At 60.7% G+C, this 19875-nt stretch carries 16 protein-coding genes; 5 read left to right on the forward strand and 11 right to left on the reverse strand.

What is annotated here, in order from left to right:
* Positions 1-25 precede the first annotated feature (25 nt).
* The 5 genes from ACKXGA_RS09525 to ACKXGA_RS09545 form a co-directional block, all read right to left on the reverse strand.
* Entirely contained in the window at positions 26-265 is a 240-nt protein-coding gene (locus tag ACKXGA_RS09525) for a hypothetical protein (protein ID WP_005929223.1), read from the reverse strand.
* Positions 258-3596 carry an ATP-binding protein gene (locus ACKXGA_RS09530; protein ID WP_423729374.1) on the reverse strand — a complete coding sequence of 1113 codons (3339 nt, stop codon included), beginning with the start codon at positions 3594-3596 and terminating at the stop codon, positions 258-260. The genes ACKXGA_RS09525 and ACKXGA_RS09530 overlap by 8 nt, the downstream gene beginning before the upstream one ends.
* Positions 3593-4198 carry a DUF4194 domain-containing protein gene (locus tag ACKXGA_RS09535; protein WP_005929221.1) on the reverse strand — a complete coding sequence of 202 codons (606 nt, stop codon included), beginning with the start codon at positions 4196-4198 and terminating at the stop codon, positions 3593-3595. Before ACKXGA_RS09535 ends, ACKXGA_RS09530 begins: the two co-directional genes overlap by 4 nt.
* Entirely contained in the window at positions 4182-5615 is a 1434-nt protein-coding gene (locus ACKXGA_RS09540) for a Wadjet anti-phage system protein JetA family protein (RefSeq protein ID WP_423729375.1), read from the reverse strand. The genes ACKXGA_RS09535 and ACKXGA_RS09540 overlap by 17 nt, the downstream gene beginning before the upstream one ends.
* 128 nt (positions 5616-5743) lie before the next feature.
* Complete coding sequence (locus tag ACKXGA_RS09545; RefSeq protein WP_423729376.1) at positions 5744-6256, reverse strand: hypothetical protein; 513 nt, start codon at positions 6254-6256, stop codon at positions 5744-5746.
* 313 nt (positions 6257-6569) lie between these two features.
* Here ACKXGA_RS09545 and ACKXGA_RS09550 point away from each other — a divergent pair, with 313 nt between their 5' ends.
* The gene (locus ACKXGA_RS09550) at positions 6570-7238 is read left to right on the forward strand and encodes a hypothetical protein (RefSeq protein ID WP_097769923.1); all 669 of its coding nucleotides are present in this window, start codon (positions 6570-6572) and stop codon (positions 7236-7238) included.
* Between the two features lie 72 nt (positions 7239-7310).
* Here ACKXGA_RS09550 and ACKXGA_RS09555 read toward each other — a convergent pair whose 3' ends face one another.
* Entirely contained in the window at positions 7311-8966 is a 1656-nt protein-coding gene (locus tag ACKXGA_RS09555; RefSeq protein WP_249259590.1) for a putative manganese-dependent inorganic diphosphatase, read from the reverse strand.
* Positions 8967-9160: 194 nt separating this feature from the next.
* Between ACKXGA_RS09555 and ACKXGA_RS09560 the strand changes: the two genes are divergently transcribed.
* From ACKXGA_RS09560 to ACKXGA_RS09570, 3 genes are all read left to right on the forward strand, one after another.
* On the forward strand, positions 9161-9958 hold the full coding sequence (locus ACKXGA_RS09560; RefSeq protein WP_423729377.1) for a hypothetical protein: 798 nt from the start codon (positions 9161-9163) through the stop codon (positions 9956-9958).
* Between the two features lie 91 nt (positions 9959-10049).
* Entirely contained in the window at positions 10050-11408 is a 1359-nt protein-coding gene (locus ACKXGA_RS09565) for an MATE family efflux transporter (RefSeq protein ID WP_317332050.1), read from the forward strand.
* Positions 11409-11678: 270 nt separating this feature from the next.
* Positions 11679-12332, forward strand: a complete 654-nt coding sequence (locus ACKXGA_RS09570; protein WP_423729378.1) for a hypothetical protein — start codon at positions 11679-11681, stop codon at positions 12330-12332.
* A gap of 58 nt (positions 12333-12390) precedes the next feature.
* Here the strand turns inward: ACKXGA_RS09570 and ACKXGA_RS09575 are convergent, their stop codons facing one another.
* The 4 genes from ACKXGA_RS09575 to ACKXGA_RS09590 form a co-directional block, all read right to left on the reverse strand.
* Entirely contained in the window at positions 12391-13419 is a 1029-nt protein-coding gene (locus ACKXGA_RS09575; protein WP_215697496.1) for a leucine-rich repeat domain-containing protein, read from the reverse strand.
* 222 nt (positions 13420-13641) lie between these two features.
* Complete coding sequence (gluQRS, locus tag ACKXGA_RS09580; RefSeq protein WP_423729379.1) at positions 13642-14586, reverse strand: tRNA glutamyl-Q(34) synthetase GluQRS; 945 nt, start codon at positions 14584-14586, stop codon at positions 13642-13644.
* A complete protein-coding gene (locus ACKXGA_RS09585; protein ID WP_253494272.1) occupies positions 14583-15899 on the reverse strand; it encodes a M18 family aminopeptidase in 1317 nt (438 codons plus the stop codon). The genes gluQRS and ACKXGA_RS09585 overlap by 4 nt, the downstream gene beginning before the upstream one ends.
* Before the next feature lie 291 nt (positions 15900-16190).
* Entirely contained in the window at positions 16191-17732 is a 1542-nt protein-coding gene (locus ACKXGA_RS09590; protein ID WP_423729380.1) for a PTS transporter subunit EIIC, read from the reverse strand.
* Positions 17733-17991: 259 nt separating this feature from the next.
* On the opposite strand from ACKXGA_RS09590, the gene ACKXGA_RS09595 reads away from it, so the two are divergent.
* Complete coding sequence (locus ACKXGA_RS09595) at positions 17992-18579, forward strand: hypothetical protein (RefSeq protein ID WP_227611717.1); 588 nt, start codon at positions 17992-17994, stop codon at positions 18577-18579.
* 69 nt (positions 18580-18648) lie between these two features.
* Here ACKXGA_RS09595 and ACKXGA_RS09600 read toward each other — a convergent pair whose 3' ends face one another.
* The gene (locus tag ACKXGA_RS09600; RefSeq protein WP_423729381.1) at positions 18649-19773 is read right to left on the reverse strand and encodes a DUF362 domain-containing protein; all 1125 of its coding nucleotides are present in this window, start codon (positions 19771-19773) and stop codon (positions 18649-18651) included.
* Positions 19774-19875: the final 102 nt, after the last annotated feature.

The following is a 19875-nucleotide window of genomic DNA, read 5'->3' on the forward strand; positions in this document are numbered from 1 at the left end:
GGATTCTCCTTTTTGCAGGGGTGGCTCACATCATTCCGCCGGGCCGCCAGCCGGTGCAGTAGCGGGCGTAATCGCGGTCGGCCTGTTTGACGTAAAGGAGGAACTGTTCCCTGCCTTCCTTGTCCGTGACCTGACGGACTTTGGTGGGCAGGCTCTGGCGCTGAAGCAGCTCCAGCTCATCGTTGAGCTCTTCCTCGGTATCAAAGGCATCCAGCTTGGTCCAGTGGGTGGCAAAGAGCCAGATGTTTGCAAGGGTGTTATTCATATTCAGTCTCCTTTTCCGGGGCATCGGCAAGGGTGCCGGCCCGGTAGAACGGCGCAATGGCGTTGGCATCGCCGTGGCGCACGATGGAATAGGTAATGTCGCAGTAGGGCTGGATGGCCGTGCTCTTTTCCACGGTGGAGATGAGCAGCACCTGCAGCTGCAGGCGGCGGAACAGCTCCATCATGGGGCGGATGCGGTCACTGGTCATCTTGCTGAAGGCCTCGTCCAGCAGGACAAGGCGGATGCTGTTCTCGCTCTTCTGGTAGATCTGCAGCAGGCTGGCGCAGATGGCCACATAGAAGGGAGCCTGATTCTCGCCGCCGGAGGAATCGCGGCTGACGCGGGAAAGATAGGCCTGCTGGCCCGAGACAGTGTTGGTCACCTTGATGTCATAGTCCAGATAGGTGCGGTAGTCCACATAATCCGAGAGGGTGGCACCGGAGGTGGTGCGGCCCTCCTGCCGGGCCCGGGTGTTCTCGTCCACATCAGCCATGATCTTTTCCATCAGCGCGTCCACCTGCCGCTCGTAGACGGGGTCGGCGGTGGCGGCAAGGTTGTCCAGCGAGTCGCCGTCGGTCATCTGCTGGTTGCCCTTGTCCACAATGACCTGATAGAAGGCGGCCAGCTGGGGGTCACGGCTGGGTTCCAGCTCAAAGCGGTAGACTTCCTCGCCGTAGGTCAGCTGCTCCATCACCTTGTTCAGCTCCCGGAACTGGCGGCGGGCGTTGAAGATATCATCCTTCATCCGGAAGAGGATATCCTTGCGGAAGCGGTCCTTGCAGTCCCGCTGTGCCTGTTCCAAACGGGCGGCGTAGCGTTCCAAGTCGATGCGCACAAGACTGTCGTGCTGGGCGCGGTACTGCTCCACCCCGGCCAGACCCAGCGGATAATCGCAGACATAGTGCTCGTTGTAATCCCTCTGGGCGGGTTCCAGCGTGGAAGTGAGATAAGATCGCAGGGTATCGTCCAGCCTGGTCTGTGCCTTTTCGGCAGTCTGTGCGGCGGCACGGGCCGTGCGCCCGCCCGTCATCAGGCCCTTTTTGCGTTCCTGTGCCAGAGGCTCCAGCAGCGGGTGCTGTGCAAAGAATGCCTCTGCCGCCTCCCTGCTCTGTGCAGCAGTCTCCACCGCCTTGCCCTGCTCCGCCTCACAGGATGCGATCTGCTTTTCGCAGACGCGGATATCGCCGCCCACCTGCTCCACGGCCTTGCGGGCGGTCTCCCACGCAGCTTCCCGGGCTTCTTCCTCGCGGTAGAGCTGCTGCAGCATGGGGTTCTCGCGGCAGTCCGCCAGCTTCTGCTCCTGCGCGGCGTAGTCGGCACGGGCAGCATCCAGCGCGGCCCGGCTGGCCCAGAGTTCAGCCAGCTGTTCCAGCGCATGGCCCCGCAGGACGTTCTGGTACTGGTCGTAAGCAGATTTCAGGGTCTTTTCGGTCTGGGCGGCTTCGCGGCAGCGGTCGGCCTGGGCGGCAAGCTGTGCTTCCAGCGCGTCAGCACGCTCCCTGCGGGCATCCAGGCCGATATAGCGCTGGGGCCTGCGCAGGCGTTCCAGCCGGAAGGGATGGTGGCGCAGCAGGTCCCGGGTGGCGCTGTCGGGGAAATGCTCCAGCGTGTCGGGGGTGTCGCAGCAGACGATGCGGCGCAGGATGGTATCCGCATACTGTGCGGCCAGCGGGTTTTCGCTGGTGACCTGGGCGGCAAGGCTGTCGGCGGGGGCTGTCTCTGCATGGCGGTCCGCCTTGCGGATGCCCGGGGTATCCAGCAGGCTGATGGGCCCCACCCGGTCGCCCAGCGCCACAAAGGCGCTCTTGGCGGCGGCATAATGGGCAGGCGGCACAAGGATATCGAACCGGCGGTCACCCAGGCAGGCTTCCACACAGTCCTGCCAGCTCTCATCGGCCACGGTCAGCAGCTCACAGAAGATCTTTGCATCCGCTGTCATGCCGCGGCTTTTCAGCTCGGCATTCACGGCATCCCGCACTTTGGTGGCGGCATCGCCGTGGGGGTAGACCCACTTGCCGCCGGACACGGCGTTCAGCTCGGCCCGCAGGCCTTCCTGCTCTTTTGCCAGATCCGCCGAAGCCTGCCGGGCAGCGAAATACTGCTCTTCCAGCGGCTTTTCGATGCGGGCCAGCGCCTCGGTCAGGGCGGGGAGATGTTCCGCCGTCAGGCGCTGGGGCCAGAGCTCCTTCTCCACCGCAAAGCCGCTGCGGTTCAGCTGAGTCAGCAGGCCGGTGATGGTATCTGCAGTCGCTTCCAGACCGTTCCTTGTCCGGGCCGCTGCATCCAGCGCGCTCTTTTTCCGGGCCAGCTCCTCGGTCAGGGCATCCAGCGCCCGGCCCGCGCCGCTGTCACCGGCCGCACCGTGGGCCGCCAGATAGGCCCGGCGGGCTTCGGCTTCGGCGTTCTTGGCGGCTTCGTATTTTGCGTTCAGGTCGGCCAGCTGGCGGCGGCCTGCATCCAGATGGCTCTGCCAGGAGGCATCCTCACCGGCATCCGCTTCGGCGCGGGCCAGCAGGGCCGCACCCCGGTTGACAAGGGCATCCGTTTCTTTGGCAGCAGCTTCCCGGCCATACGCCACGATCTGTTCCAGCGCGGCGGCACGGGTCTGGGCCTCGGCCAGAACGGCGTGGAGGTTTTCCAGCTCCACCCGGTCACCCTGCAGCGCTTCCAGATCCAGCTCAGGCTGGGGCAGGATGTACTGGTACAGGAACTCCCGGAAGTTGGGGATTTCGTCCATGCTGGTGCCCATCTGGAACACTTCGTTGAACTTTTTGCCCAGCGGGCTGGACGCGCGGCCAATGCCCAGGGCGCGGCAGATGCGGTCTCGGGCCTCGCTGGGGCTGCGGGTGTAGGACAGGCGGCCCACGGCGGGCTTGAAGTCCTCCTTGGCGCTGGGGGCACCGGTGTGCGGATCAAGGAAGGGCAGCTTTTCCAGCGTGATGCCGTCCTCGGAGATGTACCAGGTCTGGTCGCCGGGGTGAAGCTCCTGCATGGGGCCCTCGGATTCCACCCGGACAGCGATGACAAAGTTTGTCCGCTTGACGGTATCCCAGAACTCTGCACCGATGTATGCCACCGTGCGGCCCGGGCGGCGGTAGGCGTTCTCGCCGCGCTGCTTGGCGTGGACAGAGCCCTGCAGGGTGCGGCCGCTCTTTTTATTGCCCAGGGCATTGAAATTGCGGTTGGTGGTCAGGCAGTAGCGGATGGCATCCAGAATGGTGGTCTTGCCCACCGCGTTGACACCGATCATATAGGTCAGACGGGCACAATCGAAGGTGACATTTTCAAAGTTGTGCCAGTTGATAAGCTTCAGGCGCTTTAATTCGATCATTCTTCTTCCTCCCCGCTGGCATCTCCGTCAGGCCGCTCGTAGAGGGCCAGTTCCTCCCGGGTGCGGCTGCTCTCGGCGGCGGCATCGGCAAGGTCTGCGTCCGGCAGAGCCAGCAGCACAGTGGGGAACACCTCGATGCGGCTGTCCAGACCGGTCAGCCGCCCCACCGGGCGGGCCAGATTATACCTGCGCAGGGTGCGCATCAGCTCCTCCAGCGTGCGCTGGTCCAGCCGCCGGGGCAGGTTCATCTTCTGCAGCTCTGTCTGCACCTCTTCCACCGTGACCAGCACCTGATCGGCGCTGGCGGCAAGGCTCTCCCGCTTTTGCAGGTAGAGCAGGCGGAGCACCAGCAGCAGGATGCTCTCGTATTTCAGCAGCCGGGCCTGACTGCCCTCATGCTCGTTGACCAGCGCCGCCGCCTGCAGCGGAGCCGGGTAAAGCGTTACCGCATAGCCCAGCGGCGCGAACACGGCCCGCACCTCGGGCAGATGATCCTGCACATAGAGGTATTTTGCCCGCTGATCCTCCACGCCGCCCAGCACAAAGCAGTGGTTGAGCAGATAGTTTGCGGTCTCTTCCAGCATTTTATTCGGTTCGGCCATGGTCAGCGTCCTCCCTGCGGGGTGTCAGAATAAACTCTTCAAACCGGAAGCCGCCCCGTTCGACCCAGTTTCCGGTAAGGGTGATATCGTAAGCCCGGCGCGGCGACTGCGAGTAGGTGTGCAGGCCGATGATGCGGGCAAAATCGCGGGGGTATTCCTCCGCCAGCGTGGAGGCGGCCACCGCACTGCGGGCGGCAAGGGCCTGTTTTGCCAGCAGGCCCACGTTCTCCTCAGTCACGGCCATCCGGGCGTAATCCAGCAGCAGCTGCTGTTCTTTGCGCAGCTGCTCCGCATCCAGCCCGGCCTGCCGCACCGGGGCCAGCGGCGTTTCGCTGCGGGGCGCGGCGGGCGGGTAGAGGGGCTTTGCCCCGAACACCGCCGCCGGGTAGAGGTGCAGGTGCTTTGCCACCGGGCCGTCATCCGGCGCGAACAGCTGGTCGGGCGTTTTGATCTCCTCGGCATAGCGGCGGAGCAGGGCGGTGACACTGCCCTGCGAGGAGCGGTCGCTCAGCAGCAGGAATTGAGCCCGCTGCACAGCCCGCTTGCGGTAGCGGATGTGGCTCTGGTCGATCTGGCGCATCAGGGTGCTCATCTCTTCCAGCGAATCCCGCAGTTTCTGGATGAGGGCACGCACGGCAGGGGCGGCTTCGCCGGGGGCACAGCGCTCCACCCGGGCGTAATCCAGCGCCAGCCGGGGCAGGTATTCTGCCTCGCAGTCGTCCAGCTCCTCTTCCAGATAAGCGCGGTAGTTGAACAGGTTATCGCTGGTCTTGAAGCGGTGGTAAGCGGCGGCCACCACCTTTTCCTCGTACTGGTCGAAGAGCTCCAGCACCTCCTGCGGGGTGCGGTTGCGGGTAAGCCGGTCGATATAATGCCCGATGGATGCGTTCAGCGCCCGCAGGGACTTGTTCAGTGCTTCCAGATCGGAGGCCACCTCCCGCAGAACATTCTCATAGGGGCTCTTTTCCTCCCCGATGTTCTGCAGCAGCTGCCAGGCCTTGTACAGCTTGCCAGTGTAGGTGACAACGCGCGGGTTCAGGATCTCTTCCAGCGCTTCCAGCAGAGGGGCCACCTCGGGCACAAAGGCAAGGGCAGGCTCTTCCTCATAGCTGCCGGGCTGCTCTTCCAGCCAGCCGGTGCGGCGCAGGCGGAGCAGAAAGCCCAGCGCAAGGGTATGGGGATCCCGGGTGGGCTGTTCGGCTTCATCGCCCGCGTCATCGGCATCCAGTGCCAGCGGCTTTGCCAGTGCCGCAAAGTAATCCTCGGCCCGGCTCACCGCTTCTGCCCGGGAGATGGAGTAATCCGCCGTGTGGCGGCACTCCTCCCACAGCAGGAGCAGCAGCTCCGCATAAAACGCCCGGTTGGGCCCCGCCAGCGGGCGGAACAGCCGCGGGCTGACCAGTTCAAACAGCTGCATCCAAAGGTTCCTTTCTTTCGATAAAATCTATCTTTTATTGTACCACAATCAGAAGGATTTTGCCACAAATACAAAAAGCCCCGGAGGGCGGCTTTTCAGCCACGCTCCGGGGGTAAGACAGATTTAATTTACTTCTTGTATTTGGGGTTTCTGATCTGGAATGCCACTGCCATGTAGCTATGGCTATTGTCGCTCTTGACCACGACACCCAGCTTAGTCCAGCTGCCATTGCCATCCACTTTGACGTTGGTGCCGACCTCTCTATTGATCTCGCTCTCAACTGCCTTCAGGATTTTCGTCAAGAAAGACCCGTAATCGTATTTTGTCGTCACGGTAATGGTCAGATACTCTTCCTCTTTGCCTTCCACGTGAACTTTGCCAAAGAACTTTGCACCAAAGAAATCGATCTGTGCCTGCAGATCTTCGTTCAGGTGCTTCTCAGCCACAGCCTGCAGCTGCGGATCATTGACCTTTGCAGTAGCGGCCACACGATTATCACCAACGATGGCATCGAATGCAACTTTTTCTTTTTCCGGCTCTCTGGTGCCGGTGCTGCCGCCATCACCGCCGCAGGCGGTGAACAGAACAAGTACCATGGTCGCCGCCAGAATCAAAGCGGCCAGTTTTTTCAGCATTTTCATGTCGGGACCTCCAGTCGTTTTGTTGTGTTTTTCATCATATGCAGGGTGCCTTTCCATTTTGAAACAGGGCCCCTTCTGGCTTTATTTTATCCAACGAATGTTGCTTTTGTCAATTGCCAGCTTCACCAAACATTTTCTCCTGCTTTTGTTGTTTTTTCCAGAACGAATCTTCGCAAAGATCCTTTGCCATGCCCGGGGCAAAAACCGGAAAATATTTCCGGCGTTTACACAATTCTACCACGATTTGGTGCTAAACTTAAAGCAATGGGAACCGCCGGGTGCCGTTCCTGAACAAGGAAAAGGAGTTTGCCCCATGCAGCATGGTTCCCTGCGCGCTCCGGTGCGCGTTTTCATGGCAGCAGTTCTGCTGTGCCTGAGCTTTCTGGCCGCGCCAAAGGCTGCGGCGGCACAATTGCAGGATGTGAACGGCATCACGCTGCTGTCCTTCGACAGCCAGCAGATCGTCTCCATCGGCAACCAGACCTCGGGCCGGTGCAGCTGGTACGCCCTGCGCTACGCCCGCACCATTCTGGATGGCAAGCCCTGCTCAGGCAGCGGAATGTGGTCGAACGGCGCGGTATGGTCTGCCGCCGGTTACTACGCTTACAGCGGCTCCCTTTCCGGCTGCCTTTCCCGCCTGTATGAAGAGCTTCAGGCCGGGCGGCCCGTCATCGTACATCTGAAAAACACCGCTGTCAGCGGCGTGTCCAAGCACACCAACCGCGTGACGAGCTATGAATACCACCTCTCCGGCTCCGGCTGGAAAGAGGTCAACTACCCCCACATCGCCACCAGCAGCACCTACGGACACTGGGTGTGCGTGGTGGGCATCTCCCCCACGGCAGACCCCGAAAACCTGCGGGAGAGCGATTTCTATGCGCTGGACCCCGCGCGGGTCAGCGTGAACGGCACACTGGCCGTAACAAAGCTTTTGGATGGCACCATCTGGACTGATAACTCTCCCTTAAAAGTCGCAGCCTGACGCTCCCTTACAAAACACAACAGCCCCCGGAACATGCAGGGTTCCGGGGGCTTCGTGTTTTGTATCGGGGAGTTACAGCTCCTGATAGGCGCTCATCATGGCGGGGATGAACTGCTTTTTGCGGCTGACCACGCCGGGCAGCGTCCAGCTGCCGTCGGCGGCGGGCCGGCTCTCAAAGCCGTTGCTCAACACCTCGGCGGCGTAGCGGCCGGTGCAGATGACCACGCTCTCCTCCTTGGGCACATCGGTCAGCAGCATGTAGAGGTCCTCCACGTTCTGCTTGTTGCGGGCTTCCTCCAGATAGGGCTGGAGCAGCGCCTGGGCGGCCTGCAGGTTTTTGCGGGTCATGTAGCTGCCCTGCGCCACGCCAAAGCGGATATCGCCGCACATGAACACCTTGAAGTCCTGCAAAAAGACCTCTTCGGGGGTCTTGCCGTCCAGTTTTTCACCGGCCTCGAACATTTCGGTGGAAAACTCTTCGATGTCCACACCTGCGATCTTGGCCAGACGTTTGGCGTTGTTTTCATCCACGGGGGTGCAGGTGGGGCTGCGGAAGGCCAGCGTATCCGAAAGGATGGCCGCCAGCAGCAGGCCCGCGATCTGGGGCGGGATGTCCACACCGTTTTCATCGTACATCTGGGTGATGATGGTGGCGGTGCAGCCCACGGGCTGGTTGCGGAAGTAGACCGGCCCGCTGGTCTCCAGACTGCCGATGCGGTGGTGGTCAATGATCTCCAGGATCTCGGCCTGATCAAAGCCCTCCACGGCCTGGGTGGCCTCGTTGTGGTCCACCAGAATGATGCGCCGCTTGCGCAGGGCAATGACGTTGCGGCGGCTGACCATGCCGCAGTATTTGCCGTCCTCATCGAGGATGGGGAAATAGCGGTGGCGCACCTTTGCCATCACCCGCAGCACATCGGCCACAGGGGTGACGAGGGTGAATTTGAGGATGTTGTCCCGGGTCATATAATAGGAGATGGGGGCGCACTGGCTGATGAGCTTGCCCGCCGCGTAGGTATCCACGGGGGTGGTCATAATGGCAACGCCGGTCTCATCGGCAATGCGCTGGATGGTGCGGCCCACCTTGGCCCCATTGCAGATGATGAGCAGGGAGGCTTCCTTTTCAATGGCGCAGAGCTGGCTTTCGTACCGGTTGCTCAGAATGACGATATCCCCCTTTTCCACGCTGCTTTCCAGCATCTCTGGGGTGGCGGTGCCGATCTTGATGTGGCCGGTGGTGCAGACCGCGTCGGCATTGCCCACCACCATGGTGCCGTTCAGCGTTTCAAGGATGTTCTTATAAGAGGTACGGCTCTTGGCCAGCACCGCGGTATCGAACACGTCCATGTTGGCGGTGGCAAGATCCTTCACGGTGATGATGCCCTCCAGCTCGTTGTCCGCGCTGGTGATGGACAGGGTGTCGATCTGCTGGTCGCGCATGATCTTCCATGCGCGGCGCAGGCTGGTGGAGCCCGGGATGCCCGGCATCTCGCGGTAATCCACGTCCCGGATCTTGGGGTTCACGTCGGTGCACATCCGGGGCGGCGTGACACCGAATTTTTTCAGGACGAACTCGGTCTCCTGATTCATTTTACCAGCACGGCGCGGCTCGCAGACCAGCGTGCTGGTGCGGTTTTTGAGCTCCGCATAGGCAATGGCGGAGCAGATGGAATCGGTATCGGGGTTGCGGTGCCCGATGACCACGACCTTGTGTGCTTCTTTTGGCATAGGTTGTTCCCCTCTCTGGGTCAGATTCATTTACCTTCCGATCGGCCCCATGCCCCAAACCACCGGGCACGGCTGCCAGCTACATTTTAACACAACCGGCCCCGGGGGTAAAGGCGGCAGACATCTTTTTCTTGACAGCGCCCCAAAAATCGTCTATCCTTGACCTGAATTTTTTTCTCTTTGGAGGTCACCCCATGAAAAAGCTGTTCCGCGCCCTTTCCCTCTGCCTGACGCTGGCCCTGTGCGTGTTCTGCAGCACCGCCGCGCTGGCCGAGGCTCCCGCCGCCACGCCCGCCCCCCAGGACGAACGTGTCATCACCGATGTAAGCCCCCTTGAGGATCAGATCCGCAACATCGTCGGCTTTACCACCAGCACCGGCGGCCCCTACGATTTTGAACAGGCCGACCATAAATCTGCCGTGCAGGCCTACGGTGCAGAACCCGCCGAGGGTGCCGTGGCCCTGCTGCGCATCTACGCCCGGGCCGAGGACCGGGGCGATGCCTCCATCAATTCCAGCGGCCACTCCTTCCTCTCGGTGCGGAACGTTTCGGACCATGACATCGAGGTGGGCGGCCTGCGGATCGCGCCCGACACCGAGATGACCTTCAGCCCCCGCGGCAACCGCTGGGAACACACCGGCATCTGGTACAATCTGGAGGGCTACTACAAGCGCTATCTGGCCGATTCCTACTACCAGAACATCTATGCTGTCCAGACCTCACTGGATCAGGGCCAGCTGGACGTGGTCAACCGCAACCTTGCCAAATCTGACCACTGGTCGGCCTACTTCAACTGCGCCGCCTTTACCGAGAGCATGTGGAACGCTGTCTGCGCCGACACCCTTTCCGCCGGGCAGCCCTACACCCCGGAGAACCTGCGGAACGACATTCTGGCCAAGTACGGCGATCTGGCCGCGTACAATCCCCAGGTCCCCTACGACTACATTGTTTATTACGGCACCAGCCTGACCCCCAGCAAAGAGTTTGCCTGATTTTCAGGTTTGTTGGATACAACGCCTTGATTTTCACGTCATTCCGCGCTATCATGGGTGTGTTTGAATCCACGCGCCAAGGGAGGACACCATGACAGACGCATCGACCACATCAAGACCGCTGTTCAACCGCCAACAGCTCATTTCACTTTTCCTGCCGCTGGTGGCAGAGCAGGCCCTCAGCATCTCCATCGGTCTGGCGGACACCCTGATGGTCTCCTCGGTGGGCGAAGCCGCCGTTTCGGGCGTGAGCCTGGTGGACTCCTTCAACGTGCTGATGATCCAGCTGCTCAGCGCACTGGCCACCGGCGGCGCGGTGGTCGCCAGCCAGTACATCGGCCACCGGGAGCCCAAACGGGCCAAGGCCAGCGCCGCACAGATCATGTTCATTATGATCTCGCTCAGCGTGGTCACCGCCGTCATCGTGGCGGTGGGGCGGCACGCCATCCTGCGGGGCATCTTCGGCTCCATTGACGCGGATGTGATGCGCTACGCTGAGACCTATTTTCTGCTCTCGGCCCTGAGCTATCCTTTTATTGGCGTGTACAACGCCGGTGCGGCCCTGTTCCGCGCCCAGGGCAACAGCAAGATCAGTATGCTTTCCAGCCTGGTGATGAACGTGGTGAACATTGGCGGCAACGCCATCCTGATCTACAGGTTCGGCATGGGCGTGATGGGTGCGGCCACCGCCAGCCTCGTGAGCCGGATGATTGCCTGCTTCACCGTGATGTTCCTGCTGCAGAAGCCGGACTGTGCACTGCGCATCGACCACCTCACCGACCTGAAGCCTGACCTCGACCTCATCAAGCGCATCCTGAAAGTCGGCATTCCCGCCGGCATCGAGAACGGCATGTTCCAGATCGGCAAGCTGTCGGTCTCCAGCCTGACCAGCACGCTGGGCACCGCCGCCATTGCCGCAAACGCCGTGGCAGGCAACATCTCCAGCTTCCTGAACGTGCCTGCCTCCGCCGTGGGCATCGGCGCGCTGACCGTTGTGGGCCAGTGTCTGGGTGCCGGAGAAAAGGCACAGGCCAAGCGCTATTCCCGCCTGCTGCTCCTGACCGCCTACGCCGGGGACTGGGCGATGAATCTTTCCGGCCTGTTCTTCCTGAACAAGCTGGCGCTCTCCTGGTTCAACCTCTCGCCGGAGGCCTACGGCATGGCACTGGAGCTGATGGTCTGGTTCAACGCTGTATCGCTGATCCTGTGGCCCTCCAGCTTCACCCTGCCCAACATCCTGCGCGCCGCCGGAGATGCCGCCTTTACCATGACGGTCAGCGTCATCTCCATGTGGGTATTCCGGGTGGCCTTCTGCTACCTGATGGTGCTCAAGTTCCACTGCGGCCTGCTGTTCATCTGGATGGGCATGTTCCTGGATTGGGCCATGCGCTCGCTGTTCTTCTGCGTCCGCTTTGTCCGCGGCAGGTGGATGGAACAAAAGGTGATCTGAGTTTCCGTATATCCGGCCCTCTCCGCCATTGCAGTTTTGGCGGGGAGGTCCTTTTTTGTGCAGGAAACCCGCATCCTGTCTCGTATCAATAGGCAGAAGCTTCTCTCCCCTGCATCCGCTTCCCCAAAGCATACCAAATTCCGCGCGGATGTGTTCACGATTTTGTCAGCTTTTTGTCTTGTTTTCTTCGTCTTTGCGCGGTATAATCATACGCTGCAAAGAACTTTAGGCGGGGCTGCAGCCCCCATTCCAGAAAAGGAAGTGTGTTCCATGCGCAACTGGTTTTCCCGCCATCCCGTTTCGTTCATGGCGTTTTATCTCCTGTTTTACCTTTCGGCGTTCCATTGGCTCGAAGTCCATATTGCCGTGCCCGATGTTCTGGTGCACTGCCATCTGGACGACCTGATCCCCTTTTGCAAATATGCCATCGTGCCCTACTTTGCGTGGTTTTTGTGGATCCCGTTCACCCTGTTCTACCTGCTGTGGAAAGCGCCTCGGGCCGACTTCTGGCGGCTCTGCCTGCCTCTGTTTGCGGGCATGACCATTGCGCTGGCCTGCTATGTCATCCTGCCCACCGGGCTGGACCTGCGGCCCTACCGGGTGTACGGCAGCGACCTCTTTGCTCAGGCCGTGCGGATGCTCTATGCCACCGACACGCCCCTCAATGTCTGCCCCTCCATCCATGTGTTCAACTCCGTCACCCTGATGATGGCCTACTACCGCAGCCGCATCTTTGAAACGCCGGGCCGCCGCTGGATGCGGCCTGCTTCGGCGGTACTGTGTATGTCCATCATTGCGTCCACCGTCCTGCTCAAGCAACACAGCTGCATTGATGTATTGCTGGGCATCCTGCTGGCCATGGCGCTGGATACGGCCATGACCGCACTGGAACGCAGCGAGAGCCGGATCCCCCAGCGGCTCTGAATCTGCATTGAAAAACACCCATGCCGGCGCTGGCATGGGTGTTTTGCATTTTGGGGCATTACGGAGCCGGGGCAGTGAACTCTTTCAGGTGCGCTGTATCCAGCTCTTCGGCATCTTTGGCCGCTGATGTATAGGAAATTTTCAGATATTTCAGGGCCGTATCGTTTGCCAGCAGTTTTTTGCAGGTTTCCGTATCAAACGTGATGTTGTTGGTCAGATCCAGCCAGATCAGCTGCGGCATCTGGGTCAGGGGAGTATAATCCATGTCCTTGTAGGCTTCCTGTGCACCCTGAGAGAGAGACATACTCAGATACTGCACACTGCTTCCCGCCAGCGGGGCAAAGCTGTCGATCTCCGGCCCTTGGCACAGCTGCAGAAAGCTCAGATTTTCCATCTGCTTCAGCGGTTCCAGCGAACCGATCCGGGTCACGTCCAGTCTCAGGACCCGCAAGTCAGCTCCGGCCAGCTGGGTCAGATCGACCTCACTGCCGGTGATCCACAGCATCTTCAGCGACTTCATCTGCGCCAGCGCCGAAAGGTCGGAGACATTGGAATCCGCCCGGATCCCGTCACTGCCATACTTCAGCTCTACCACAGAATCCAGCTTTGCAAAGGTCGGGAATGCGCTGCTCTCCACACTGGGCACACTCAAAAGCATCAGATTTTTGCATTCCTCCAGACCTGTCAGATCTGTAATGGGTGGGGCTCCCCTTCTATTATTGACCGACAATACCTGCAAGCTGTCAAAATGCCGCAGGTCTGCCAGAGAGGTCACCGGATCATACGTTCCCTCTACGCTGACTGCGCAGGCTGCCAGCTGCTCATTGCTGCTGACGTTTCCCCCAATGTCCACCCCGTCCGGTGCATCTTTGACGAGGAGATCTTTCACGCCGGTTCCGGAATTTATCGAGACTCGCTGATAATCCCAGACATCACTGTGATAGATATCTCCCTTCGGGCGGTCAAGCCATTTCCGGACGTGCTTTTCCATCACAGGGTCCTGCCACTCAATGACATAATCCTCCCCATGCTCGGCGTGACTGGCCGGAACCGTAAGTGTCGTCTGCTGAACGAAAACATCCTGCATTTCCGAACGGAAAGGTCCCGGTCCCAGATTCAAAGAGCTTGCACATGCGCTGAACAAAAGCATTGCACAAATCAACAAACTCGACGCTTTTAACATTTTACGCATAACAGGCTCCTTTCTGTTTCAGCAAAATCTCTAGTTATATTCTACCATAGATTGTTTTTTTTTGTAAAGAAAAAACCCACGATCTTTGCACAGGCATGGCAAAAATCGTGGGTTTGCTTAAAACAGATTTTCCGGCAGGTAGATATCCTGCTTGGGCACCTTGTCCCAGGAAAAGTCTGGGATCAGGCTTTCCGGGGTGCGGGGAGCCGGTTCAGGTTGGAGACCATAGGCAAAGGCAAGCCTGCCCACGATCTCCTGTGCCGTATACTTTGCCCGGAGGTTTTCCAGGCTCTGGTCCCCGTCCCGTTTGGACAGGCGGCGGCCATCGGGAGCCAGCAGGAGCGGGCAATGGGCAAACTTTGGGGCGGGCAGGCCCAGCAGACGGTAAAGATAGAGCTGCCGCGCGGTGGAAGAGAGCAGGTCCGCGCCCCGCACCACCTCCGTCACGCCCATGCGGGCATCGTCCACCACCACAGCCAGCTGGTAGGCAAACACGCCATCAGCGCGGCGGAGGTAGAAATCCCCGCAGTCGCGGAGCAGGTTCTCGGTGTGGGGACCCATACAGCCATCGGTGAAGGTGATGTCCTCATCGGGCACCATGAGACGATAGGCCGGGGCTTTCTTTTTGCTCTTTTCGGCAATCTGCTCCGTCGTCAGCCCCCGGCAGGTGCCGGGATAGATCACATTGCCGTCGGAGGTGTGGGGTGCGCTGGCGGCATGGAGCTGGGCACGGGAGCAGAAACAGGGGTAAACAAGGCCCTGTGCTTCCAGTTTGTTATAGCTCTCGGTGTAGATAGCGGCGCACTCGCTCTGGTAATAGGGGCCGTTGGGGCCGCCGCTGCTGCCGCCCTCGTCCCAGACAAGGCCCAGCCAGCGCAGGTCCTCTTCCAGTGCGTCGGCATATTTGCGGGGGCAGCGCTCGGCATCCAGATCCTCAATGCGCAGAACGATGCGCCCGCCCTGACTTCTGGCGCTGAGCCAGGCCAGCAGGCTGCAGGCCAGATTGCCCAGATGCAGCCGCCCGCTGGGGCTGGGGGCAAAGCGCCCAGTCACAGCGCTCACAGGCCCAGCTTCCACTCGCCGTCCACAGGCTGGGAGATGGGCGTGTTATAGAACTCGGCCACGGCCTTTGCCATGTACTCGGCATCCTTGCAGCTGGCGGTCTCCATTGCGGAATGCATGGCCAGCTGTGCCAGACCGATATCCACCATGGGGATCAGGATCTGGTGGCCCAGCAGGTTGCCCAGCGTGGAGCCGCCGGGAACATCCGCGCGGTTTGCGGCCACCTGCACCGGCACACCGGCCTTTTTGCAGATCTCAGCAAAGGCAGCGCCGGTAAAGCCGCTGGTGGTGTAGGTCTGGCGGGCATTGTACTTCAGCAGCACACCGCCGCCCATGACCGCCACATTGGCGGGATCGCTCTTTTCGGGGTGGTTGGGGTGGGTGGCGTGGCCATTGTCGGCGCTCAACAGCAGGCTGTTGGTGCAGGCACGGATGCTCTGCTCCCGGGTCACGCCCAGCTTTTCCTCAATGCGAGCCAGCACATTGGCCATCAGGGTACCCTGTGCGCCCTGCCGGCTGGAGGAGCCCACCTCCTCGTTGTCGAACATGACCCACATATCGCCCCGGCCTTCCTCCTCGCCGCGGCCCTGCAGGAAGCCCCACAGGGTGGTGTAGGCGCATTCCAGGTCATCGATGCGGCCGGACATGAAGTATTCGCCCTTCAGGCCCACGCGCTCGGCCTTTTCACGGGTGCAGAGCACCAGGTCAGCGTCCACGATGTCCTCAGCTTTGACCCCGGCCTCCTCAGCCAGAGCGTCCCGCAGGGTGGAGCCTGCCTCACCAAAGATGGGCTGCAGATCCACCTGAGGGTTGTACTTCATGCCGTTGTTCAGGTCATGGCTGAAGTGGATGCAGAGGTTGGGGATAACAGCCAGCGCCCGGTCGGGGTGGACCAGCAGGCTCCGGATGCCGTTCTCCGTGCGGACCAGAATGCGGCCCGCCACGCTCAGGGGACGGTCCAGCCAGGTGGGCATGATCATGCCGCCGTAGCCCTCGGTCTCCGCCTTGGCAAAGACCGTGTCCTTGCCGCCGTCCAGCTGCTTGATGCGCCAGGTGGGAGAATCGCTGTGGCTGGCGGTGACATGCCAGCCGGTCAGCTCGCCCTTGGGCATCCGCCATGCCAGCACGGCAGAGCCGTTGCGGGTGGTGTAATATCTGCCGCCGGGCACCAGCTCCCAGGCTGCGCTCTCGGGGCAGTTCTGGTAGCCGTTCTCTTCCAGGATCTTCACAGCCGCAGCCGTGGAGTGGAAGGCGCTGACACCGGCGTTCAGGAAATCGAAGAGACCTTCGACAGAAAAGGTGTTATTCTGCATTTTATGTTCTCCTTTATTTTTAGGTTATCCATTGCTAAACCTCTCCGTCATTGCTTCGCAATGCCACTTGTCCGGGTTGCGGCTCCCAACATTCACTTCGTGCAAAGTATTGCACTTGTGCCTTGTTGGCCGCTGCCCCAACAACAACTCCCTTCATCCGCCACTGGCGGCGGTTGTTGTTGCCTAATAGGAGAGGCAGGGGATTTTTTGGCTCCCCTGTTAGAGGAGCTGTCGCCGCAGACAACTGAGAGGTTTCGCCACAATTATACCGTTTCTCTTATCAAAATGCAATCACACCGGGGCCATCTCGGCAAGCTGCTGTTCAAGCGCATGGCGGAACTGGGCGGCGTGCAGGCCGCAGACCAGCTGGACCCGGGTGCCCTGCACCACAAGACCTTTATGGGGCAGGGAGAGCAGAGCCCCCATATCCAGCAGCGAGGCATCCCGCACCGTGAGCCGGAGGCGGGTGAAGCAGTTTCCCAGCTGGGCGATGTTCTCCGGCCCACCCAGCGCGGCGATGAACCGGCACACCTCCTGCGGGTCGGCGTACGGGGACTGGTCTGCGGAAAGGGCTGCTTCCCGGCCCGGGGTGGGCAGATTCTTTACTTTGATGAGGATGCTGAACACGGCAAAGTAGGTCAGGATCTCCGCAAAGCCCAGCAGATAGAGCAGCGGCATGTTCTGCAGCTGCTCCCCGGCGCTCAGGTTGAACACCAGCGACCCCAGCAGGTTGGAGGTGAAGGCCCGGACATGCAGGACATGGAGCAACACCATAAAGCCGCCCGTAATGACCGCATGGGCCACCCAGAGCAGGGGCGAAACGAAGCAGAACAGAAAATCAATGGGTTCGGTGATGGAGGCCACCGAGGCCGTGACCGCCAGCGGGATCATAGCGGCGGCGGTACGGGCACGGTTCTCTTTGCGGGCCGTGAAGATGAAGGCCGCTGCAATGCCCAGATAGCCAAAGGTCTTGGTGAAGCCGGTGTACATCCAGACGATACCGTCTGAGAGGGGCAGACCCATGGTGTACTCGGTCATGCAGACGGCGTAAGCACCTGTGTAGGTCACAGAGCCTACGGTCAGGCTGCCGCCCAGCGAAGAGAACTGGAAGGGCATATAGATGAGGTGGTGCAGGCCGGTGGGGATGAGCAGCCGTTCCAGAAAGCCGTAAAGGAACACACCCGCGTTCCCTGAAGCCGCGATCCAGCCCGTGAGGGCGCTGACCGCCCGCTGCAGCGGCGGGCAGACGAAGCAGAACCCCAGCCCCAGTGCCACCGCCAGCGCCGACAGCCACAAAAACGACCACCGCAGGCCCGAATAGAGCTGGGTGATCATGCCATAAAACTGCTTTTCGCAGGTGCGGTTGAAGAGCCACGCCGCCGCAAAGCCCAGCACGATGCCGCTTGCCACGCCGGTGTCCACCACCTGAATGCCCAGAATGGTGGTCTGGCCCGTGCCCGCAAGGCCGGTCATCCCGTTCGGCTGGGCAAGCAGTCCCAGCGCTTCCAGCGCGGTGTGGTTGGCTGTGAGGAACACCAGGTAAGCCATCAGCGCCAGCAGGGCGGCATCCTGCTTTTCGGTTTTGGCGCGCACGGCAGCCACCCCAACGCAGAGAATGACGCTGAGGTTGTTGATGAGCACCATCATCCCGTTGTAAAGCAGCTGCCCCATCAGCTGCAGCGGAGCCCACTGCAGCACCGGCAGCGCCTGACACAAGGGCTTGCTGGTGAGCAGCGCCCCCAGCACCAGCAGCAGGCCCGCCGCCGAAAGATAAGACAGCGGCGACAGCAGCGACTGTGAAAAGCGTTCCAGCCGCCGCAGAAATTTCTGCATCCGTTTCTCCTCCTTTTCCCGGTTCTTCACCCGTTTCTCCCAGTTTGACTATGGCCGGATTATACGCGCCAGCGCAAAAAATGTCAATCCCGCCCGACTGAGAAAAAAACGACAAAAGTTTGTATAGTTTGCACAGCCGGGGTGAAAAATCGTCCTGTGCACGCCGATTGACAACAGCCCGGCAGAACAGTATACTAGAAATGTACCAGAGCAGTTTCTCCGGCAGATGGGCCGGAACACGATAAAAGGAGGCTTTCCTATGATTCGCAAGCGTATTCTTTCCCTGCTGGTCTGCGCCGCCCTGCTGTGCGGCGTGCTGGCGGGCTGCAGCACCTCTTCCGGCAGCACTGCCGCTTCCAGCTCTTCCGCTTCTGCAAGCGAGAGCATCCCCTCTTCCACCGTGACCGCCGACACCGGCAAGGTGGGCCCGCTGGACGCAGGCGAGAATTCCCTGTTCTCCCTCTCTGACCCGGACGATGCCTTTGCCCCCTGCCTCGGTTGGGGCCCCGGTGTGTCCGGCTGCTCGCTGAAATCCGTCATCGCGGCGGCTTCCCTGCTGAAATGGGCCGATGGCTGCAACATGAGCATCCAGCCGGTCAGCGACATCAAAGATGCCTATACCCAGTGGTTCGACAGCCTGAGCGCCGATGACCAGCAGAGCTTTGCCGACGCCTGGCCGCTCATCAAGGCCGATGCCGAGACCCTGCTGACCGACAAGGACAGCATGACCGGCCGCATTGAGGATGCCGGTCTGGATGCCAAAGAGCTGCCCGGCTGTTCCGAGGAAAACTGGAAAGCCCTGGCCGATGTCATTGACGTACTGGTCCCGGCTTCCAGCGAGTATTGAGCGTCCTGTCTGCCCCTGAATGCAAGAGACATAAAAATAAGCCCGACGTTGTCGGGCTTATTTTTATGTTCAGATCTTCTTCAGGGTGTACTGGCGGGTGCCCATGCCGATCTTTTCGGCCTGCTCCAGCGTTGCCTTCCACTCGACATTGGGGTTGGAATCCTTGAAGTTGTCGTGGTGGCAGTTCCAGCCGGGCTTTGCAAGGTTCTGGCCCAGCTGACTGTTGGGCAGGGGCTGTGCGTTCAGGCAGGCATCGGCACAGGCCTGATCCAGCGCCACGGGGTCAAAGGAGGCGAACATGCCGATATCCGGCAGGATGGGAGCATCGTTCTCGCCGTGGCAGTCACAGTTGGGGCTGATATCCTGCACCAGGCTGATGTGGAAGCAGGGGCGGTCTGCACAGACGGCGGCGGCGTACTCTGCCATCTTGCGGTCCAGCTCCTCGTTGGCGCTGCTGTCGATGGAATAGATGGCATCGAAGTTGCAGGCACCGATGCAGCGGCCGCAGCCCTTGCACTTTTCGTAATCAATGACCGCCTTGTTGTTCTCGTTGTAGCGGATGGCATCGGAGCCGCACTCCTTGGCGCAGCGGTGGCAACCGCGGCAGAGTTCCTCCTGCACGGCAGGCTTACCGGAGGAGTGCTGCTCCATCTTGCCCGCACGGGAACCGCAGCCCATGCCGATGTTCTTGATGGCTTCGCCGAAGCCGGTCGCTTCGTGGCCCTTGAAGTGGGTCAGGCTGATGAAGATGTCGGCATCCATAATGGCGCGGCCGATCTTGGCGGTCTTGCAGTATTCGCCGTTGGGCACGGGCACCTCAAGCTCATCGGTACCGCGCAGGCCATCGCCAATGATAATCTGGCAGCCGGTGGTCATGGGCCAGAAGCCGTTTTCCTGCGCGCAGCTCAAGTGCTCCAGCGCATTCTTACGGCTGCCCGGGTACAGCGTGTTGCAGTCGGTCAGGAAGGGCTGGCCCCCCTGCTCCTTGCACAGGTCTGCCACCACCTTAGCGTAGTTCGGGCGCAGGAAAGCCAGGTTGCCCAGCTCACCAAAGTGCATCTTGATGGCCACGAACTTGCCGTCCATATCAATGCTCTTGATGCCCGCCGCAATGCACAGGCGGCGCAGCTTTTCGGTCAGGCTGGTGCCCACAGGACACCGGAAGTCGGTGTAATATACAGTCGATGCTTCCATAGGATTCTCCTCCGTTTTTGACAATTTCAGGCGCGGCACTCTCCCGCCGCCGGGTTCTCTCTTTATGGCTCCAGTATAGCACAAGGCCAGGGCCGGTGCAAT

Origin of the sequence: Faecalibacterium hominis (ex Afrizal et al. 2022) (assembly GCF_049545105.1) — a bacterium.
GTDB lineage: Bacteria > Bacillota > Clostridia > Oscillospirales > Ruminococcaceae > Faecalibacterium > Faecalibacterium duncaniae.

What these genes read in the sequence shown, in the direction of transcription:
- ACKXGA_RS09600 (WP_423729381.1), bottom strand. Translation starts at nt 19,773, where the DNA reads ATGGAAGCATCGACTGTATATTACACCGACTTCCGGTGTCCTGTGGGC.
- ACKXGA_RS09570 (WP_423729378.1), top strand. Translation starts at nt 11,679, where the DNA reads ATGCGCAACTGGTTTTCCCGCCATCCCGTTTCGTTCATGGCGTTTTAT.
- ACKXGA_RS09555 (WP_249259590.1), bottom strand. Translation starts at nt 8,966, where the DNA reads ATGCCAAAAGAAGCACACAAGGTCGTGGTCATCGGGCACCGCAACCCC.
- ACKXGA_RS09565 (WP_317332050.1), top strand. Translation starts at nt 10,050, where the DNA reads ATGACAGACGCATCGACCACATCAAGACCGCTGTTCAACCGCCAACAG.
- ACKXGA_RS09525 (WP_005929223.1), bottom strand. Translation starts at nt 265, where the DNA reads ATGAATAACACCCTTGCAAACATCTGGCTCTTTGCCACCCACTGGACC.
- ACKXGA_RS09530 (WP_423729374.1), bottom strand. Translation starts at nt 3,596, where the DNA reads ATGATCGAATTAAAGCGCCTGAAGCTTATCAACTGGCACAACTTTGAA.
- ACKXGA_RS09595 (WP_227611717.1), top strand. Translation starts at nt 17,992, where the DNA reads ATGATTCGCAAGCGTATTCTTTCCCTGCTGGTCTGCGCCGCCCTGCTG.
- ACKXGA_RS09590 (WP_423729380.1), bottom strand. Translation starts at nt 17,732, where the DNA reads ATGCAGAAATTTCTGCGGCGGCTGGAACGCTTTTCACAGTCGCTGCTG.
- ACKXGA_RS09540 (WP_423729375.1), bottom strand. Translation starts at nt 5,615, where the DNA reads ATGCAGCTGTTTGAACTGGTCAGCCCGCGGCTGTTCCGCCCGCTGGCG.
- ACKXGA_RS09550 (WP_097769923.1), top strand. Translation starts at nt 6,570, where the DNA reads ATGCAGCATGGTTCCCTGCGCGCTCCGGTGCGCGTTTTCATGGCAGCA.
- ACKXGA_RS09545 (WP_423729376.1), bottom strand. Translation starts at nt 6,256, where the DNA reads ATGAAAATGCTGAAAAAACTGGCCGCTTTGATTCTGGCGGCGACCATG.
- ACKXGA_RS09535 (WP_005929221.1), bottom strand. Translation starts at nt 4,198, where the DNA reads ATGGCCGAACCGAATAAAATGCTGGAAGAGACCGCAAACTATCTGCTC.
- ACKXGA_RS09575 (WP_215697496.1), bottom strand. Translation starts at nt 13,419, where the DNA reads ATGCAGGATGTTTTCGTTCAGCAGACGACACTTACGGTTCCGGCCAGT.
- ACKXGA_RS09560 (WP_423729377.1), top strand. Translation starts at nt 9,161, where the DNA reads ATGAAAAAGCTGTTCCGCGCCCTTTCCCTCTGCCTGACGCTGGCCCTG.
- ACKXGA_RS09585 (WP_253494272.1), bottom strand. Translation starts at nt 15,899, where the DNA reads ATGCAGAATAACACCTTTTCTGTCGAAGGTCTCTTCGATTTCCTGAAC.